Consider the following 17,013-nt stretch of genomic DNA (forward strand, 5'->3'; position numbering starts at 1 on the left):
CGACCCGCTATTGCGGGCCGGGAACGGTCAACGCCGGATGGATGCGGCGATCCGGTCGGCGATGACGGCGCGCCCTGCCTTGTTGAGGTGGAACGGGATTTCCCCGGGTGGCGCGGTCCGGCCGTAGTACCAAGGCTGGCGCGAACACGCATCGTGACCGCGGTCGGAGATGTCGATGAACTTCCCGCCGACGGCCTCGGTCTCCTTGCGCAGCCGTGCATTGGCCTCGTCGAACATGGCGCGGAACCACTTGGAGTCGGCGGAGCGCAGCTGAACCCCGCGGCAGCCGTGTGATCCGAACATGCCCCCGATCCCGACGGTGAAGAGCTGGGCCTGCGGGACGCGCGCGCGCACCGCGCGCAGGGTGGTTGCGGACTGAAGGGTCATCTTCTGCATGCCCTTGGCCCGCCGGGCCTTCTGGGCCGGGTTCAACCGGCAATTCGGGTTGACCATGATGTTGCATTTCGACAGCATCGTGGACCATCCCAAGTCGTTTCCGCCCATGCTGATGGTGACCAGCTGTGCATCGCGCGGGACGTGCCGTAGTTGCGGGTCGATCAAGGTCGTCGAGCCCAGCGATCCCAGTGAGCCCGACGACGAGCCCAGCGAGCCCATGGAGTTTGACGAGCCCAAGGGTCTCACCTGTGGGTAGTAACGCAGGTGGGCGCTCTCGGCACCGACGCAGGCGAGGTTGATGAAGGTGCGCGGATGGATCTTGTCGCGCAGTAGCGATGGGTAGTTGTCGTCGGACCGCCGGCACGGGTTGAGTTGGTAGTCGACGGTGAGGGCCGGTGACCCGGCGGCTGCGCGTGAGTCGCCCATCGCGACGTAGGTCCCGTGCGTGTAGAGCTCCCCGGTGGGCAGGACCCGGGCAGGCGGAGCGGCGGCGACAGATGAGTCCACCGTCGCGAGTAGTGCGACCAGCGCCATTGGCACGGCGAATCGGGCGAACCGGGCATAACCCGTCCGGTAATTCATCCGTATATATCTATCAGAGAAATTTGCTGTGGTAACAATCCGGTCTCATTTGGTGCAGGTCGAAGGTCTCAGTAATCCTGCTCAGCGTCGAGGGTGGCCGCCAGCGCTTCGAGGATTCCCGGCGCGAGATCGGGGTGCGACAACAGCTCCAACCGTCCGGGCGTCTCGGCGTCAGCGGAGTCGCGCAGCTGCAGTAGGGCCAGGCGGGATCCGTCGCGAAGAGCGCCGGCGATGAGGCGGGCCTGTTGTTGGCCGGGGTGGCTGCGAGCGGTGTCGCGGGCCGCCGCGTCGGCGGCCTCGGGGTCGGCGAGCAGCGGGACGAATGCCTCGTCGAGGTCGTCGGAGGCCTGGGGCGGCAGCACGATGATCTCCTGGACCAGGGCGCACCCGGCTACCGCAGCCGGCCACGACGTAGTGGCCAGGACGTGTTCGAGTTCCTCGGCCTGCGTCTGCGGGTCGTCGGACAGGGGCAACTGCTCCTGGGCGATGGGGGAGAGTTCGGAGTCGTCGTGTTCGTCGACGAGGTCGGGATCGGTCTGGGCGAGCACCCCGGTCGGCACGAGCGCGAACAGCATCGGCGGCTGGCCCCAATCGGCGGCGTCGACGAACTCGGTGACGTCGCGCAGGGCCAAACCGAGCGCGTCGGGGGACAGGAGTGGATCGGTCACCGCTCCATCATTGCCCACCGGGAACTAACCGGCGCCGCCAGACGTGGATAAGGTGGATGTGAATCGGACATGCGCCCGCCGGCGATCGCGGCGTCGGGTGTGACAGACGGAAACGAGTGGCCTGTGACTACCCCAACCCTGCCGACGCTGACACGCCGCGGCAAGACTCTGATCGGTGTCGGCGTCGCAGTCCTCGCGCTGTTGCTCGTCGGGCCCCGACTGGTGGGCATCACGACGGACTGGTTGTGGTTCAGCGACCTCGGCTACCGGTCGACCTATTCGACGATTCTGTGGACGCGCGTCGTGGTCTTCCTCGTCGTCACGCTGGTCGTCGCGGCGATCATCTTCGCGGCGGTCTACACGGCCTACCGCAGTCGTCCCATCGTCGTCAGTTCGTTCGGTCCGTCGGACCCGCTGTCGAACTACCGCGCCGCGGTGTCCCTGCGTCCGCGGCTCTTCGCGCTGCTGCCCGCCCTGGCGTTCGGCATTATCGCCGGGCTCGTCGCCCAGGCCTCGTGGTCGACGGTGCAGATGTTCCTGCACGGTGAGAAGTTCGGTGTCAAGGACCCGCAGTTCGGCATCGACATCGGTTTCTACGCGTTCGACCTGGCCTTCTACCGCATGGTTCTGTCCATCCTGATCATGTCGGTGATCATCGCGTTCATCGCCTCCTTGGCGACCCACTACGTGTTCGGCGGGATCCGACTGGGCGGCAACGGTGTACCCGGTGGTTTGACGACGGCCGCGCGTATCCAGCTCGCTGTGATCGCCGGCTCGTTCCTTCTACTGAAGGCTGTCGGCTACTGGTTGGACCGCTACAGCCTGCTCTCCAGCGACCGCCGCGCGGAGATCTTCACCGGTGCCGGTTACACCGACATCAACGCGGTACTGCCGTCCAAGCTGATTCTGATGTCCATCGCGGTCATCTGCGCGGTGGCCTTCTTCGCCGGCGCGGTGCTGCGCGACCTGCGGATCCCAGCGCTGGCGACGGCGCTGATGCTGCTGTCGTCGCTGTTGATCGGCATGGGTTGGCCGGCCGTGATGGAGCAGTTCTCGGTCAAGCCCAACGCCATGCAGAAGGAAGCCGAGTTCATCGCGCGCAACATCGCGGCGACTCGGCACGCCTACAAGATCGACGCGCCGACGGTCACCTACACGCCGAACTGGACAGCGGTCCCGCCCGATCCGGCCGTCGTCAACTCCGACGTCAAGACGCTCTCGAACATCCGCCTGCTCGACCCGAACGTCGTCGAGCCGGCCTTTGCGCAGCGCAATCGGCTGCGCAACTTCTACGGCTTCCCGAGTCAGTTGGCGATCGACCGGTACAAGGTCGACGGGCAGTCGCGCGACTTCATCGTCGCGGCTCGTGAACTGGACCCGGCGCGGTTGTCGGGCAACCAGCGCGACTGGATCAACAGCCACACCGTGTTCACCCACGGCAACGGCTTCATCGCCGCGCAAGCCAACACCGTTGACTCCGCGGCGTCGACGGCCGACAGCGACAGCGGCGGCCTTCCCGTCTTCCACGTCAGCGACCTGGAGACCATCAAGTCGCCCGACTACGCGAAGAACGCGCCCATCCGGGTCACCCAGCCGCGGATCTACTTCGGTGAGCTCATCGCCAAGCAGCGGCCCGACTACGCGATCGTCGGTTCGGACAGCGGCCCCAAGGAGTACGACGAAGAGGGCAAGACCTACACCTACACCGGTGGGTCGGGTGTCGCCCTGGGCAACTGGTTCAGCCGGTTGCTCTATTCGATCAAGTACGCCGAGCGGAACATCCTGCTCTCGTCGGTGATCAACGAGAACTCGAAGATCCTCTACAACCGCGACCCCCGGGACCGCGTGAAGAGCGTCGCCCCGTGGCTCACCGTCGACTCGAAGACTTACCCCGCGGTGATGGCCGACGGGTCGATCAAGTGGATCGTCGACGGCTACACGACGCTCGACCGCTACCCGTATGCACAGCCGACGTCGCTGCAGAACGCGACGACCGACGTGCGGACTTTGACAGCCGGGCAGACCGCGCGCGTGCAGGTCGACCGCGACGTCTCCTACGTCCGCAACTCGGTCAAGGCGACCGTCGACGCCTACACCGGCAAGGTCGAACTCTTCCAGGTCGACGGCGACGACCCGGTGCTCAAGACGTGGATGAAAGTCTTCCCGGGCACGGTGAAGCCCCTCGCCGATTTCGAGAAGCGCGAGGACCTGCGCCAGCACGTGCGCTACCCCGAGGACCTGTTCAAGATCCAGCGCGCGCTGCTGGCCCGCTATCACGTCGACGATCCCACCGAGTTCTTCCGGGGCAGCGACTTCTGGTCCATCCCGGCGGACCCGACGGCCGATCAGACCGTCGCGGCACCGGTGCCCGCGAACGAGGGACCGCTGTCGCGCCAGACTGCGCCGACGCCGGAGGTGCAGGCGCCGTACTACTTCACCGCGGCGGCACCCGGTGACCTGCAGCGCTCGGAGTTCCAGCTCACGACCGTCCTCACGGTCCTGAAGAACCCGTATCTCGCGGCCTATGTGACCGCCTCGTCGGATCCGGACACCTACGGCAAGCTGACCGTCAAGGTGCTCCCGGTGAATCGGCAGTTCATCGGTCCGCGGCAAGCCCAGGACAAGATGAAGAACGCCACCGCCAACGAGCGCAAGCTGCTCGAGGGCACCGTGGACACCACGTTCGGCAACCTGTTGACGCTGCCGGTCGGCAAGAACGGCGTTCTCTACGTCGAGCCGCTGTACACGCAGTCGAAGAACGCGGACTCGGCGGTGCCGAAGCTGTACCGGATGATGGTGTCCTACAACGACAAGGTCGCGTTCGCGCCGACGCTGGCCGGTGCGCTGCGGCAGGTGGGCATCGACCCGGCTTCGGTGACCCCGCCCGAGCACGGCGCGGGAGCCCCGCCAGAGGGTGCCCCGCAGGCGCCGGTCAACGCGGCTGCGCCGCCGACCCCGTCGGCGGCCCGTGACGCAGCGGTGGCCGAGTTGAACTCGGCGCTCGACCAATTGCGGACGGCGCAGCAGTCGGGTGATTTCAAGGCATACGGCGAAGCGCTCGACCGCGTGAAGAAGGCGGTCGACCGCTACCAGTCGCTGCCTCGGTGAGTTAGCGCGCGGTGATCAGCCGCCGCGGTATTCGTCGAGGTAGCGGTGCGTTTCGATCTCGGTGTTCTCAGGCCGGACCGGACCGTGGTGTGCGTGTTTGGCGACCATGCGGAACGCCGTGATCGCACAGACGAACAGGACCAGCGCAGCGATGCCGAATCCCACCGATACGGCATTCCCGCCGGCCAGTGCGACGAGCCACAGCCCGGCGCACGCGATTCCGGCGATCGTGCAGCAGAACGCGACAACGCTCATCGGGTGATTGCCATGCGATTCGTGGTGATGCACCACGTGGGTGGTTGCCATCATGACCTCCTAGCTAGACCATTCGGGCAACCTTGATTTTACGCCGGGTGTGACTGGAGTCACATGGGTCAACAGTCCCTGGCTTCTGCAAGGTCGGCCTTCGGGAGGAGGCGGATGACAGTTTCGAGAGGGGCCGTTTGTCCAGTTCTCAGAGCCGTGATGATCTTTCGTCGATCGGCCGGTTCTACGTAGCGGGACAAGAGTCCGGCTATCTCAGCGCCGGTCTGATCATCGAGATTGGCGAGCCTGCGTTCGCGCTTCGTGCCAGGTCGTGGTGTCTTGAACTCAGTGCCGAAAGTCTCGTACTTGGCCTGCCGGGCAATCCGACCTAGGACGACCCGAAGGGGGCGGGTGAGCTGGACCGATTCGTCAACCGAAGGCAACGATTGGAGAGTCCGATTCAGTAGGAGGGCCCACGTTGCTGCGTACTGCTCGGCCGCCGGAAGCGCGGACGGGTGGGCGCTCCCAAGGTCGTTTACCAGCCGGTCGCACTCATCGCGGAGCACGAGGACCATCCCAACGAGCTGGTCGTCGGTGAAGGTCTTCATCTTCTCGGCGTTTTCGGCGATGACAATGTCGAAACCGTCGCGCTTGAACTTGTCGAGTTCGAAACCGTCGTGTTCGCGGAAGTCTGCTGCGTCCGCCGCATCCGCATCGGCGATATCGGCCTCGATGGAGGCTGTTCTGGCTGCTCTGTCAGAGACGGTTGTCATGTCAGCTCGTCCACTCACTCGTTGAAGCTCGGCGACGAGGGCCTCCAAGCCTCGGTCGTCCTCGCCGTTCCAGTCGAACCATTGGGTTGTGCTGAAGAAGTACATGAGACCGTCGGCGTCCGCTGTCTCAAGCCGCACTGGGAAGTATGGGATCTGGAACTGGTCGGCGAGGGTCACCTCTCGCGATACGTGCCGGCTCTGATCGCTTTCTCGACAGAACAAAACGGTGACAGCGTCAGCGCTCCTGACCGCCCTGGTTATCGCCTTGGGCCAACTTTGGCCGGGTGCAATATCGCGGTGCGCGAGAAACGTGGCGATCCCCTCGGTTTCGAGTAGTTCAGCGAATCGAACCGCTTCGGCTCGTCGTGCAGTCGCATAGCTGATGAACACCGCCATCGGGGCTTCCTTTCGCCGCCTCTCGAACTCGGTCGGCGCCGAGAGCCGAACGATCTGACACCCGACTCTAGCGGTCTCCCATTGGCGCTTCTGAGTACATCGCCTTGCCCAGTTCTCGGGGACTTTCGACTCCGTTCCAACGGGATTAACGTTCTCGTCGAAACGGACCCCCTTGGTCGTCTTACACTCGTCCAATGGCGCCTGATCCCACCACCGGAACCACCCAACATTCGGCCGCATTTGACGAGGACTACGAGATGGCCGACCCCGGTCAGATCGACGTGACCCCCGAGATCGACGAGCTCGCGGAGTTGCAGCGCGCCGCGGGCAAGAAGGTCGACGACGACGCGCCCGATGCGCCGTGGCGCCACAACTATCCGCACGCCAAGAAGATGTCGCGCCGGGCCTACGAGCGCGAGAAGCGCCGCCTGCAGATCGAGCTGCTCAAGCTCCAGGCGTGGGTCAAGGAGACCGGTCAGAAGATCGTGATCGTCTTCGAGGGCCGTGACGCAGCCGGCAAAGGTGGTTCGATCAAGCGTTTCACCGAACACATGAACCCCCGTGGCGCGCGCGTCGTCGCCCTGGAGAAGCCGACCGAGCGTGAGCTGACGCAGTGGTACTTCCAGCGCTACATCCAGCACCTTCCGGCCGCCGGCGAGATCGTCATGTTCGACCGCTCCTGGTACAACCGCGCTGGCGTCGAGCGCGTCATGGGCTACTGCACTCCGCACCAGTACCTGGAGTTCACCCGGTCGGCTCCGGAGTTCGAGCAAATGCTGGTCAACTCGGGCATCCACCTCGTCAAGTTCTGGTTCTCCGTCGGCCGCGCCGAGCAACACGCCCGGTTCGTGTCCCGCTCCACCGACAAGGTCAAGCAGTGGAAGCTGTCGCCCACCGACCTTGCCTCGCTGGACAAGTGGGACGCCTACACCGAGGCCAAGGAGGCGATGTTCTTCTACACCGACACGCCTCAAGCGCCGTGGACGGTGGTCAAGTCCAATGACAAGAAGCGCGCGCGCATCGAGGCCATGCGTTGGGTGCTCTCCCAGTTCGACTACCCGAACAAGGATGTCCACGTCGTCGGCAAGCCGGACTCCAAGGTCATCGGCTCGCCGAAGGATGTCTACGACGAGGGGGAGGGCCCCTCGACCAGCTTCCCCGTCGTCGACCCCTCCTGAGTCCTAGCCTGGGCTGTTCATCCTTGAGCTGCGCTGACACCGGCGAACGCGCGCGGCACGGCCGCCATCTGTCCTTGGCCGATCCACGTCGGTAGTTGGCGTCGCACTGTCGTGTCGGCGACGATGGTGATTCGCTCGGTTGCCAGCGCGCTCGCCCAATCGGCGTCGCCACGCCAGAGCTGGGTCAGTGTGCGCAGGTCGGTCTGCACCGCGGCGTCGAGGTCGTAGCCGGGGTCGAAGTCGCACACCTCGACGTCATCGGAGTTCACCACCAGCCACCAGCGGCCGGCTTTGCCGGTGACGTCGCTGAAGTCGAAGGCCACCGTCGTTCGACTGCGAGGCCACGCGTCGACGTCGAGCTTGCGTCGCATGTCCCAGAACAGCAGGTGGGGGTCGAGGTCGGTGTCGCCGAGCTCGCCGATCCACTTCATGCCCCATCGGCTCAGCGTCTCGACGACCTCCCACAGCTCGGCGCCCTTGTCGGTGAGTGCGTAGCGCGACCGACCGTCGACGACAGACCGTGTCACGACCCCAGCCCGTTCGAGCCGCTTGAGCCGTTTGGTGAGCAGCGCTGGCGACATTTTGGGCAGACCCCGCCGCAGTTCGTTGAAGTGCCTGCTCCCGAGGAGCAACTCGCGTACGACGAGGACGGTCCACCGCTCGTCGAGAACCTCCATCGACTTCGCGACGGGGCAGAACTGGCCGTAGGTCGCCATGGTGGCTCCTCTCACTCCCGTTCCAGTACACGCCGGGCAGAGCGGGAAGGCTAGTACAGATTGTGAACTGCGATCGCTACAGATCGTGGTCTGGAAGCGGTGGTCGCCGTCGACCGAGACTCGAGGCAGGTCCAGAAAGACTGGACCGGTCGAACAAGGAGAACCATCATGACCACCACGACCACCACCACAGAGTCCCCGTCGGCGGACGCCGCCGACCGCGAGTTGAAGGCGCGCCATCGTGCCCTCTGGGCGTCGGGGGACTATCCGGCCGTTGCCGATGTGATCGCACCGCTGGGACCGCATCTCATCGATGCACTGGGCGTCGACGGCGACGTCGACCTCCTCGACGTCGGGGCGGGCGCGGGCAACGCGTCGTTCCCAGCCGCACGCCGCGGCGCACGCGTCGTCGCGTCGGACCTCACGCCCGAACTGCTCGACGTCGGGCGTGCGCGGTCCCAACGGGAGGGGCTCGACATCGATTGGCAGGTCGCCGACGCCGAGCGCTTGCCCTATCGCGACGATTCCTTCGACGTCGTGACGTCGTGCGTCGGGGTGATGTTCGCGCCGCACCACGCGCAGGCGGCTGATGAACTCGTCCGCGTCTGCCGTCCGGACGGGCGGATCGGCCTCATCAACTGGACGCCGGCCGGCTTCATCGGGGAGCTGTTCACGACCATGAAGCCATTCGCCCCGGCACCGCCGCCCGGTGCGTCGGCCCCGCCGCTGTGGGGCTCGCCGTCGCATGTGCGCGAGTTGTTCGGAGCCGACGTCGACGTCAGCGGTACCACCGAGCGATTGCGCGTGGACCGCTTCGCCACCGGGGAGGAGTTTCGCGACTTCTTCAAGACGACCTATGGGCCGACGATCGCTGCCTATCGCAACATCGCCGACGACCACGAGCGCGTCGCACATCTCGACTGGGCCATCGCCGAGTTGGCGGAGCGCTATCTCGCCAGCGGGGTCATGGAATGGGAATACCTGCTGGTCGTAGCCACATTGCGTCGCTAGGTCCACCACTCTGTGACCGAATCGACCGCATGTTGGCGAGCGTCGTCGGATGGGGCGCTTTTAGAATCGGAACGTGCGGTACTCGCGTTTCGTCGCCATTGGTGACTCTCAAACGGAGGGGATGGGCGACCCGCACCCGGACTATGAGTGCCGGGGGTGGGCCGACCGTCTCGCCGAGCGCATGGCTGCCCTCAACCCCGAGCTGACCTACGCGAATCTGGCGATCCGGGGCAAGAACACCCGTCAGGCACTCGAAGAACAGTTGGACTCAGCACTGGCCATGGAGCCAGATCTTGTCGCGGCGCCGTTGGGTATGAACGACGTCATCGGAAGCGGTGATCTGACGGGGCAGGTGCGATCCGACCTAGACGAGATCTACGGCCGGCTCACCGACTCGGGTGCCACCGTCATCGTCTCGACCTATCCCGACGTGACGCGCACCATCCCGCTCGGGCATCGGCTCGAAGGTCGGCTGCAGACGATCAACGCGTTGATGCGCGAGTTCGCGCATCGCTACGGCTTGGTCCTCGTCGACCTGCACTCGGCGCCGGTGCTGACTGACCTGCGGGCATGGTCCACCGATCGCCTGCACGCCTCATCGTTGGGTCACCAGCGGCTTGCCGACGGCGCCGCCCACGCCCTGGGCCTTCCCGGGGCGTCCCCGACCTGGGGTGATCCGATGCCCGACCTTCCGGATCTGCATCCGGTGGCGCGGGTCGTGCGCGACGTGCGATGGGCGGTCGAGTTCTTCACCCCGTGGGCGATCCGCCGGATCCGCGGGGTCTCGCTGGGCGACGGCCGCAGCCCGAAGCGACCGGAATTGACGCCCGTCGTCGCCCCAGTCCACTGCTAACGACGATCAGCCTGGTGTTTGCGCCGGTTTCCGGAACAAACACCAGGCTGATCACCGTCGAGCGTTCTCCGGATCGAGTGCGTCGAGCAATTCCTGCATGATTGCGCACGCCTCCTCGAAGCGCTGTGCCCCGACGATGCCAGCCCACTGCTGCTCGATGTGTGCGACGCGTTGGCCCGCGTCGCGCATGAGCTGCTGACCACGCTCGGTGAGGACGATGAGTTTGGCCCGACCGTCCGTGGGATCGGGGCGGCGGTCGAGGTAGCCGAGCGACACGAGCTCGTTCACGAGTTCCGACGTCGCTGCGAGGCTGAGTTGAGCACGGGCGGCGAGGTCGGTGAGGCGGATGTCGCCGGTGGCGATGTTGCCGAAGATCTGCATGTGCGCTTCGCGGATGTCGCCGTAGCCGAGATCGGCCCGCGGGGCAGCGAGCTCGACCCGGAACTCGTGCAGCAGTCGGACGAGCAGCTGTCCGATCGCCTGGCGGTCCTCCGATGGAACCCTTGACGTCTCCATGGCTCAGTAGGATACTTCGGAATCAGAAGTTTCGGATTCCGAAGTAGTTTGCGTGGTGGTGACGATGGTCGAATTGGTGCCGACAAGTGTGGGCCGCTTGTGTGTGACTGACAACGGACGGGGGCCGGCCACGGTCTTCTGGCACAGCCTCTTTGTCGACCAGCGGTCGTGGGAACCGGTCCTGGAGGAACTCGGTCCGGGCCGGCGCACCATCCTCATCGATGCGCCGAACCATGGTCGAAGCGAGTCGGTCGACCACGACTTCACCATCGAGGATTGCGCGGCTGCGGCCGTCGACGTGCTCGACCACTTGGGGATCTCCGAACCGGTGGACTGGGTCGGCAACGCCCTCGGTGGTCACGTGGGGATCGCTCTGGCTGCCTCACACCCCGACCGGGTGCGTCAGCTGGTGACCATCGGCGCACCGGTCGAGGCATTCGGCGCGATGGAGAAGTGGGGAAGGATCATCCCGCTGGTCGGGTTGTACCGAGCCTTCGGTCCCAGGGCCGTCGACGGTATCCTCACCAAGGCGCTGCTGGGTCCAGACGCCGTTGCCGCACAACCGGATCGGGCTGGCGCCGTGATGGAGGCCTTCCGTCGCGCAGATCGGCCGGCGATGCTGCGCGCGATGCGCTGCTTGATGCTGAAGCGCCGTTCGTTGCGCACCGAGATCACCCGGATCACGGCTCCCACCCTGTTCCTGGTCGCCGAGGGTGGGCAAGAGGGATGGACCATCGCCGACGCGGAGGCTGCGGCGGCAACGATGAGCAATGCCACTGCCGAAACCCTGCCGGGCACGGGCAACGTCGGGCCGTTGGTGGTCGCCCCCGGCCAGATCGCCCAACGATTGCGCCAGGCGCTCGACTAGGCAGCGCTTGCGATCGGTTTCCGAGCACGAACGCTTGCTGATCCCGACTAGACCGGCTCGAATCGCACCGGCACCGCCGACATGATCGGCATCCGCGTGATCGGGTCGAGTGTCGCCTCGGTGCTCAGCAGCTTCGACACCGCCGCGAAGCGGACGTCACCCTCGCCGACGACCCGTCCGCCGAATCCGTGCGACACCGAGACCACGCCGCGCCGCAGCGTCGGATCAGTATCGACGACGACGTCGATCGCGCCGTGCTCCGAGCGCAGCCTCATCACGTCGCCGGGGCGGGCGTCCATCGCCGCCAGGTCATCGGGGTGCAACTGCACCGGATTGCCGTCGGCGGTCTTGGGTACTTCGTGGACCATGCTGTTGTAGACCTTGCCGTTGCGCCGGCAGATCATCAGGTGCGTGAAAGCCCCGTCGGGTCCGAAGGCGCCCTCGGTGCCGGCGTCGTGGGCGAGAAGCTGGTCGATCTCGTCGGCCACGTCGTCTCCGAAGACGTTGAAGCGATCGTCCATCCCCTCGAACTTGGGGATCACCTGCACATTCGAGTACTGGTCGTACACCTTGCCGCCGTCGTGGCTCACGATGTCGTCGAGCGGAATCCGCGTCGAACCCTCGGGGTACAGCTTGGCGAAGATGCCCGACGGGGATTCGGCGTCCAACAGGCCCAGCGGTCCGCCCGCCAACTCGATCGGTGTGCCCAGCCGCTGCGCCAGCTCGGCCAGGTAGACCCACTCCTCGCGCGCGTCGCCGGGCGGGTCGATGACGCGATCGGCGAACTGTACAAACGGCTGGTTGTAGAGATAGTCGTTGTACGCCGTCATCTCGGGACGCTCAAGGCCGTAGCTGGCCGGTAGGACGTAGTCGGCCAACTCGACCGTGTCGGTGTGGCGCACGTCGATGCACACCAGCAGATCCAGGTCTTCGAGCGCGCGACGCGTCTTATCGTTGTCGGGCCACGACGTCATGGGATTGCCGCCGACGACGATCAGTGCGCGGATCTGCCCGTCGCCGGACGTCAGGATCTCGTCGGCGAGCGTGCTCGTCGGCATCTCCTGGTACAGCTGGTGCGCGCCGTGCAGCCGCGACCGCAGCGTGTTGGCTGCCGGGTTGATGTTGTCGGGCATGAAGGCGCGCGGCACCACCGCCGCGATCGCCGGTAGGTCGGGCATCAACAGCGCCAGGGTTTCGTGGACGTCGCCGGCGCGGTTCACCCGGCCGCACAGGGCGTTGATGGATGCGATCAGGTGCTCGGTGATGTTGCCGTGCGGGCCCATGTCCGGGCCGGTCGCGCTGCTCACGGTGCCGCGCGGGCCCGCAGCGAACAGCGCGGTTGCGGCCTCGATGTCGCTGCGGGCCAAGCCCGTGCGCGCCGCGACGTAGTCGAGTGTGAACGGCTCGACGGCCGCGCGCAGCTCGTCGACGCCGGTCACGAACTCGGCGCAGAACTCGGTGTCGACCATCTCCTCGTCGAGCATCATCCGCACCATGCCGGCCAGCAGGACGGCGTCCTGCCCGGGACGGATCTGCAGGTGCAGATCGGCCAGCGCCGCGGTCTGAGTGCGGCGGGGGTCGACGACGATGAGCTTGAGGCCGCGGGCCTGTGCCTCTCGGATTGCTTTGGGACGCCACCCGGGCGGCGCCCCGGGCACGTTGAGGCTCGAGACGACGACGTTGTTGCCGATCGACATCGCCACGTCCGACGACTCGAAGTCGTGCACCCCGCCGGCCCAGACGCCGACCCGTCCGGCTGCGGTGATCTTTGCGGGCTGGTCGATCGTCAGCGATGAATAGAACTGGTGCGACCCGATGCCCTTGAGGAAGGCGTGCGCCGTTGGCAGCAGCGTCGTCTTGAAGGTGGCGCCGTTGCCGCAGTACAGCGCGATCGACGTCGGGCCGTGCGCGGCGCTGATTGCGGCCAACCGTGCCGCGATCTCGTCGAGGATCGTCGACGGATCGTCGGCGACGAGTTCACCGTCGACGCGTCGCATCGTCGCGGTCAGGCGGTTGGGCGCGGTGAGCAGGTGGTGGAACTGTCGGCCCTTGGTGCAGCTGAAGCCGCGGCTCATCGGATTGTCGGGGTCGGGGCGCATCTCGACCACGCGGCCGTCGTCGACGACCGCCTCGAAACCGCAGAAGGCGCTGCAGATCGAGCAGAACGTCTTCTTGACGGTGGTCCCGGTTGAGGCGACTGTGGGCTGGGTCACAACGGACATGGGTTGAACCTACCCGGTTCGTCTCTCAGGTGCGTCGCGCAGGTGTGACGAGGATGACCAGCGCCAGGGCGAGCAGCGCCATGCCGGTCCAGCCGCGTACCCCCAGGTGCTCGTGGAGGATCACGACGGCGAGCAGCGTCGCGACGGCGGGTTCGACGAGGGTGATCGTCGTCGCGGTTGTCGCGTCGACCCCGGCGAGACCCCGGCTGAACAACACGTAGCCGAGGAACATCGGCACGATCGCCAGGTAGACCAGTACGAGCCAGGCAGTCGTGGGAATGCTGGCGGTCAGCGTTAGCCCAATAACGGCGATCGGCGCCAGGATCACTCCGCCGAGTCCGAGCACCGCGCCGGTGGCCGCGCCGCGCGGGACGTGTCGGTTCATCAGCCGGCGCAGGGTCCAGGAGTATCCGGCGTAGGTGGCGCCGGCCACCAGTCCAAGCGCCACGCCGAGCGGGACCGACGACCCAGGGCCGTCCGAGTTCTCGGTCAGGCACAGGGCAGTACTACCCGCGATTCCGACGAGACAGGCGATCATCCATCGAACCGTCAGCGCGCGGTCGTCGAGGACGCGTTCGATGACTGCCGAGGCCATGGGCGCCGAGGCCAGTGAGACCACCGTGCCCAGTGCGACACCGCCGACGCGCATCGACGAGTAGAACGCCAACGGATAGACGGCCGCGCACAGTGCACCGACGACGGTGACGGCGGTGTTGCGCCGCAGATCGCCCTGGTTCGCGCGCATGGCCTCGGAATTCGCGACGATCTGCAGAAGGCCGCCGCCGCCCATTGCCACCGCGCCGATCACCAACGGGCTCACCGTCGGTGCGTAGGCCGCCGCCAGCCCCGTCGTGCCCCACAAAACGGCGGCCGCGAACACGGAGGCGGCGGGGGAGCGGGTCAAAGGTTCCAGATCCGCGGCTCGGCGAACTCGAGTGAGTTCCCCGAGGGGTCGCGGAAGTAGATCGAGCGGCCGCCCATGGGCCATACGAAGTCGGCTTCGATGTCGACGCCGGCCGTGGTGAGCCGCGCTTTCCACTGGTCGATTTCCTCGGCGCTGGCGGCGAAACACAGGTGACCCTCGCCGGTCATACCGTGCGGAGGGACGGGTACACGTGCGCCCGGAGCGGGCGGCACCCGGGTGGCGTCGGCGTTGAAGAGGAGCACGACTCCCGGCCCGCATCGGAAGAAGACGTGGCGGCCGGGTTCGGCGAGGATCTTCTCCATCCCCAGTACCTCGGCGTAGAACTGCGCCGCTGCGTCGAGGTCGGTGACGTAGAGCGCGGATTCCAGAACGGCCGAGGGTCTCATTGCGGCTGAGTATAGGTCGGCGAACCGTCGTTCCGGTGTGCGGTGAACCCCGCAGGGCCCGACTCTTCGACGGTGAACCCGCGGGCGGTGAGGTGCTCGGTGAAGAACGCGGCACTGAGCTTGTCGGTGAGTCGCACCCCATGCTGGACCGAGTAGACCCGATGCTGGGGGAGGACGAGCTTCGGTTCGCCGCGCGCACCGTCGAAGGTGATCGTCGTGCCGTCGGCGGTCGCCGTCGTGAAGCGTTGCGGCTGCAGCGAGCGCCAGCCGTCGCGGACCTTGGTGCGCACCTCGCCGAAGTCGTCGACGAGGAATCGCTTCCCACGGTGGCGCAGCGGGATCAGGTTGTACCAGAGCAGAAGTAGGCCGGGGATCAGGAGGATTGCGAGGGCGTAGGCGCGCGTCTTCTCGAGCTCCGCGTCGTAGAAGCCTTTGGTGAAGATCTCGGCGAACCATCCTTCGATGAAGACGCCGATGTCGGTGAGGACATCGCCGACGTCGGCGCGGCCCGACGACAGGTCGTAGACGATGGCGCCGGTCGCGCCCACGCCCGCGACCGTCAGTAGGGCGCCCACCAGCACCCACGCCCAATTGGTGCGCGAGGAGAACTCGCCACGGACCTGCGCTGGCGAGGTCAGGTCGACCTTGTGCGGGCCCATCGGTTTGGCCAGGCACCACACGGTGATCGCGACGGCGACGGCCAGGGCGAGAAATTCCAGGCCGCCGAACGAGGTGCTGTCCGACTTCCAGATCGCGACGCCGAGGAAGGCCAACCAGGCGATCCAGCGGAGACCGCGCTGCAGCCCTGACGGTCGGCGCTTCACGTTTGCGGCATCTTCGGTGCGTCGATTCGTCGAGTCGCTCATATGGCGGGCTCCGTTCGACGGTCGAGGAGGAACCACGTGTGCTGATCGTCTTTGCCTTTGACGGTGACGGTGCCGCGCTCTTCGAAGTCGAAATCGTTCGCCAATTCGTCGCGGACCTGTGAGGTCACCTGGATGCGGCCGGGAACACCGGTCGACTCCATGCGGGAGGCGAGGTTCACCGCATCGCCCCACACGTCGAAGAAAAACTTCTTCGATCCCACAACACCGGCCACCACGGGTCCGTCGGCGATACCGATGCGCAGCGGCATGGCGTGACCGTCGGCATCGTGCAGGTCGGCACAGACCTCGCTCATGTCCAGGGCGAAGCGGGCCAGGGCCTGCAGGTGGTCGGGTCGTGGGTCGGGCACACCGCTGACCACCATGTACGAGTCGCCGGTCGTCTTGATCTTCTCCAACCCGTGGGTTTCGACGAGGGCGTCGAGCTCGGTGTAGAGGCGGTCGAGGAAGCGCACGACCTCCGGTGCCGACGTGTGGCTCGACATCTCGGTGAAGCCGGCGATGTCGGCGAACAGGATCGACGCGTCGGCGTAGTCGTCGGCGATCTCGGCGCGGTCGGGCTGTTTGAGACGTTCGACGACGGTGCGCGGCAAGATGTTGTCCAGCAGTGCCTCCGACCGCTCGTACTCCTCCTCGAGTGCGGCCTCGGCCCGCTGGATCTCGAGGAGGCCGTAGCCGACGATGCCCGCAGCCAGCATGCCAGCCGTGATCGCGTTGACGACATACCCGGCATCGAGGAGCCATTGGGGCGCGGTGCCGGTGTCGGCCGCGACCGCGAAGTGCAGGATGATCACCGCCGACGCGCAGATCACCAGCACGCCGACCGACGTCCAGATCCTCTTGATCCCGACGACCATCGGTGCCGCGGCGGCCATGACGAAGAAGTAGGACTGCAGGCCGGCATCGGTGCCAAGGAGGACGGTGAGGACGCAGAGGCTGGTAGTCCCGACGAGGACGAACGCCGCTGCAGGCACCAGTGGTCCGAAGCGTCGCAGGGAGGGGATCGACGCCAGGCTGATTGCCATCATGAAGTTGATCAGCACCACCGGCCCCGGACCGCCTCCGAACAGCGACACGGTGGCGAAACAGAAGCTGACCACCGCCGATGAGTAGGAGGCCAGTGACACCACGCGCTGCCCACGGACGTCGACGTCCGATGCCAGTGGCGCACTGGTTCCCATCAGGCACGATTCGCGCAGATCAGCGGTGCTGGGCACGAATGTGAGCCTAACAGTGAGACCCAGGTTGATCGGTTGACATGCGATCGTGATGCCGTGCAGGTTGG

The 17,013-nt window shown here is 66.2% G+C and carries 16 protein-coding genes; 5 read left to right on the plus strand and 11 right to left on the minus strand.

What is annotated here, in order from left to right; genetic code table 11:
• Window positions 1-27: 27 nt before the first annotated feature.
• Window positions 28-978 carry an SGNH/GDSL hydrolase family protein gene (locus B4L26_RS16375; RefSeq protein WP_290720484.1) on the minus strand — a complete coding sequence of 317 codons (951 nt, stop codon included), beginning with the start codon at window positions 976-978 and terminating at the stop codon, window positions 28-30.
• 68 nt (window positions 979-1,046) lie between these two features.
• Window positions 1,047-1,646, minus strand: coding sequence for a PPA1309 family protein (locus B4L26_RS16380; RefSeq protein WP_290720487.1), 600 nt, complete (start codon window positions 1,644-1,646; stop codon window positions 1,047-1,049).
• A gap of 69 nt (window positions 1,647-1,715) precedes the next feature.
• Between B4L26_RS16380 and B4L26_RS16385 the strand changes: the two genes are divergently transcribed.
• The gene (locus B4L26_RS16385; RefSeq protein WP_290720489.1) at window positions 1,716-4,754 is read left to right on the plus strand and encodes a UPF0182 family protein; all 3,039 of its coding nucleotides are present in this window, start codon (window positions 1,716-1,718) and stop codon (window positions 4,752-4,754) included.
• Between the two features lie 15 nt (window positions 4,755-4,769).
• Here the strand turns inward: B4L26_RS16385 and B4L26_RS16390 are convergent, their stop codons facing one another.
• Both B4L26_RS16390 and B4L26_RS16395 read right to left on the minus strand, forming a co-directional pair.
• A complete protein-coding gene (locus B4L26_RS16390) occupies window positions 4,770-5,060 on the minus strand; it encodes a hypothetical protein (protein WP_290720492.1) in 291 nt (96 codons plus the stop codon).
• Between the two features lie 68 nt (window positions 5,061-5,128).
• Entirely contained in the window at window positions 5,129-6,169 is a 1,041-nt protein-coding gene (locus tag B4L26_RS16395) for a toll/interleukin-1 receptor domain-containing protein (RefSeq protein ID WP_290720495.1), read from the minus strand.
• Between the two features lie 257 nt (window positions 6,170-6,426).
• Here B4L26_RS16395 and ppk2 point away from each other — a divergent pair, with 257 nt between their 5' ends.
• On the plus strand, window positions 6,427-7,347 hold the full coding sequence (gene ppk2, locus B4L26_RS16400; protein WP_409563527.1) for a polyphosphate kinase 2: 921 nt from the start codon (window positions 6,427-6,429) through the stop codon (window positions 7,345-7,347).
• 17 nt (window positions 7,348-7,364) lie between these two features.
• Here the strand turns inward: ppk2 and B4L26_RS16405 are convergent, their stop codons facing one another.
• Window positions 7,365-8,063 carry a winged helix-turn-helix transcriptional regulator gene (locus B4L26_RS16405; protein ID WP_290720500.1) on the minus strand — a complete coding sequence of 233 codons (699 nt, stop codon included), beginning with the start codon at window positions 8,061-8,063 and terminating at the stop codon, window positions 7,365-7,367.
• 168 nt (window positions 8,064-8,231) lie between these two features.
• Between B4L26_RS16405 and B4L26_RS16410 the strand changes: the two genes are divergently transcribed.
• Both B4L26_RS16410 and B4L26_RS16415 read left to right on the plus strand, forming a co-directional pair.
• Window positions 8,232-9,074, plus strand: a complete 843-nt coding sequence (locus B4L26_RS16410) for a class I SAM-dependent methyltransferase (protein ID WP_290720502.1) — start codon at window positions 8,232-8,234, stop codon at window positions 9,072-9,074.
• A 73-nt stretch (window positions 9,075-9,147) separates the two neighbouring features.
• Window positions 9,148-9,927 carry an SGNH/GDSL hydrolase family protein gene (locus tag B4L26_RS16415; RefSeq protein ID WP_290720504.1) on the plus strand — a complete coding sequence of 260 codons (780 nt, stop codon included), beginning with the start codon at window positions 9,148-9,150 and terminating at the stop codon, window positions 9,925-9,927.
• 51 nt (window positions 9,928-9,978) lie between these two features.
• On the opposite strand, the gene B4L26_RS16420 is transcribed toward B4L26_RS16415, so the two are convergent.
• Window positions 9,979-10,443, minus strand: a complete 465-nt coding sequence (locus B4L26_RS16420; RefSeq protein ID WP_290720505.1) for a MarR family winged helix-turn-helix transcriptional regulator — start codon at window positions 10,441-10,443, stop codon at window positions 9,979-9,981.
• 103 nt (window positions 10,444-10,546) lie between these two features.
• Here B4L26_RS16420 and B4L26_RS16425 point away from each other — a divergent pair, with 103 nt between their 5' ends.
• Window positions 10,547-11,311: an alpha/beta fold hydrolase gene (locus B4L26_RS16425; RefSeq protein WP_290720507.1), complete on the plus strand. Its 765-nt coding sequence runs from the start codon at window positions 10,547-10,549 to the stop codon at window positions 11,309-11,311.
• A 47-nt stretch (window positions 11,312-11,358) separates the two neighbouring features.
• On the opposite strand, the gene B4L26_RS16430 is transcribed toward B4L26_RS16425, so the two are convergent.
• The 5 genes from B4L26_RS16430 to B4L26_RS16450 are packed head-to-tail and all read right to left on the minus strand — an operon-like array spanning window position 11,359 to window position 16,945.
• Window positions 11,359-13,533 (minus strand): molybdopterin-containing oxidoreductase family protein, encoded by a 2,175-nt coding sequence (locus B4L26_RS16430; protein ID WP_290720509.1) that lies wholly within the window; start codon window positions 13,531-13,533, stop codon window positions 11,359-11,361.
• A 25-nt stretch (window positions 13,534-13,558) separates the two neighbouring features.
• Window positions 13,559-14,437, minus strand: a complete 879-nt coding sequence (locus B4L26_RS16435) for a DMT family transporter (protein WP_290720511.1) — start codon at window positions 14,435-14,437, stop codon at window positions 13,559-13,561.
• Window positions 14,434-14,844: a VOC family protein gene (locus tag B4L26_RS16440; protein ID WP_290720512.1), complete on the minus strand. Its 411-nt coding sequence runs from the start codon at window positions 14,842-14,844 to the stop codon at window positions 14,434-14,436. The genes B4L26_RS16435 and B4L26_RS16440 overlap by 4 nt, the downstream gene beginning before the upstream one ends.
• Window positions 14,841-15,710: a hypothetical protein gene (locus tag B4L26_RS16445; RefSeq protein ID WP_290720514.1), complete on the minus strand. Its 870-nt coding sequence runs from the start codon at window positions 15,708-15,710 to the stop codon at window positions 14,841-14,843. The genes B4L26_RS16440 and B4L26_RS16445 overlap by 4 nt, the downstream gene beginning before the upstream one ends.
• Window positions 15,707-16,945, minus strand: a complete 1,239-nt coding sequence (locus B4L26_RS16450; protein WP_290720515.1) for an adenylate/guanylate cyclase domain-containing protein — start codon at window positions 16,943-16,945, stop codon at window positions 15,707-15,709. The genes B4L26_RS16445 and B4L26_RS16450 overlap by 4 nt, the downstream gene beginning before the upstream one ends.
• Window positions 16,946-17,013: the final 68 nt, after the last annotated feature.

It is taken from the genome of Gordonia sp. UBA7599 (assembly GCA_002477755.1).
Lineage (GTDB): Bacteria > Actinomycetota > Actinomycetes > Mycobacteriales > Mycobacteriaceae > Gordonia.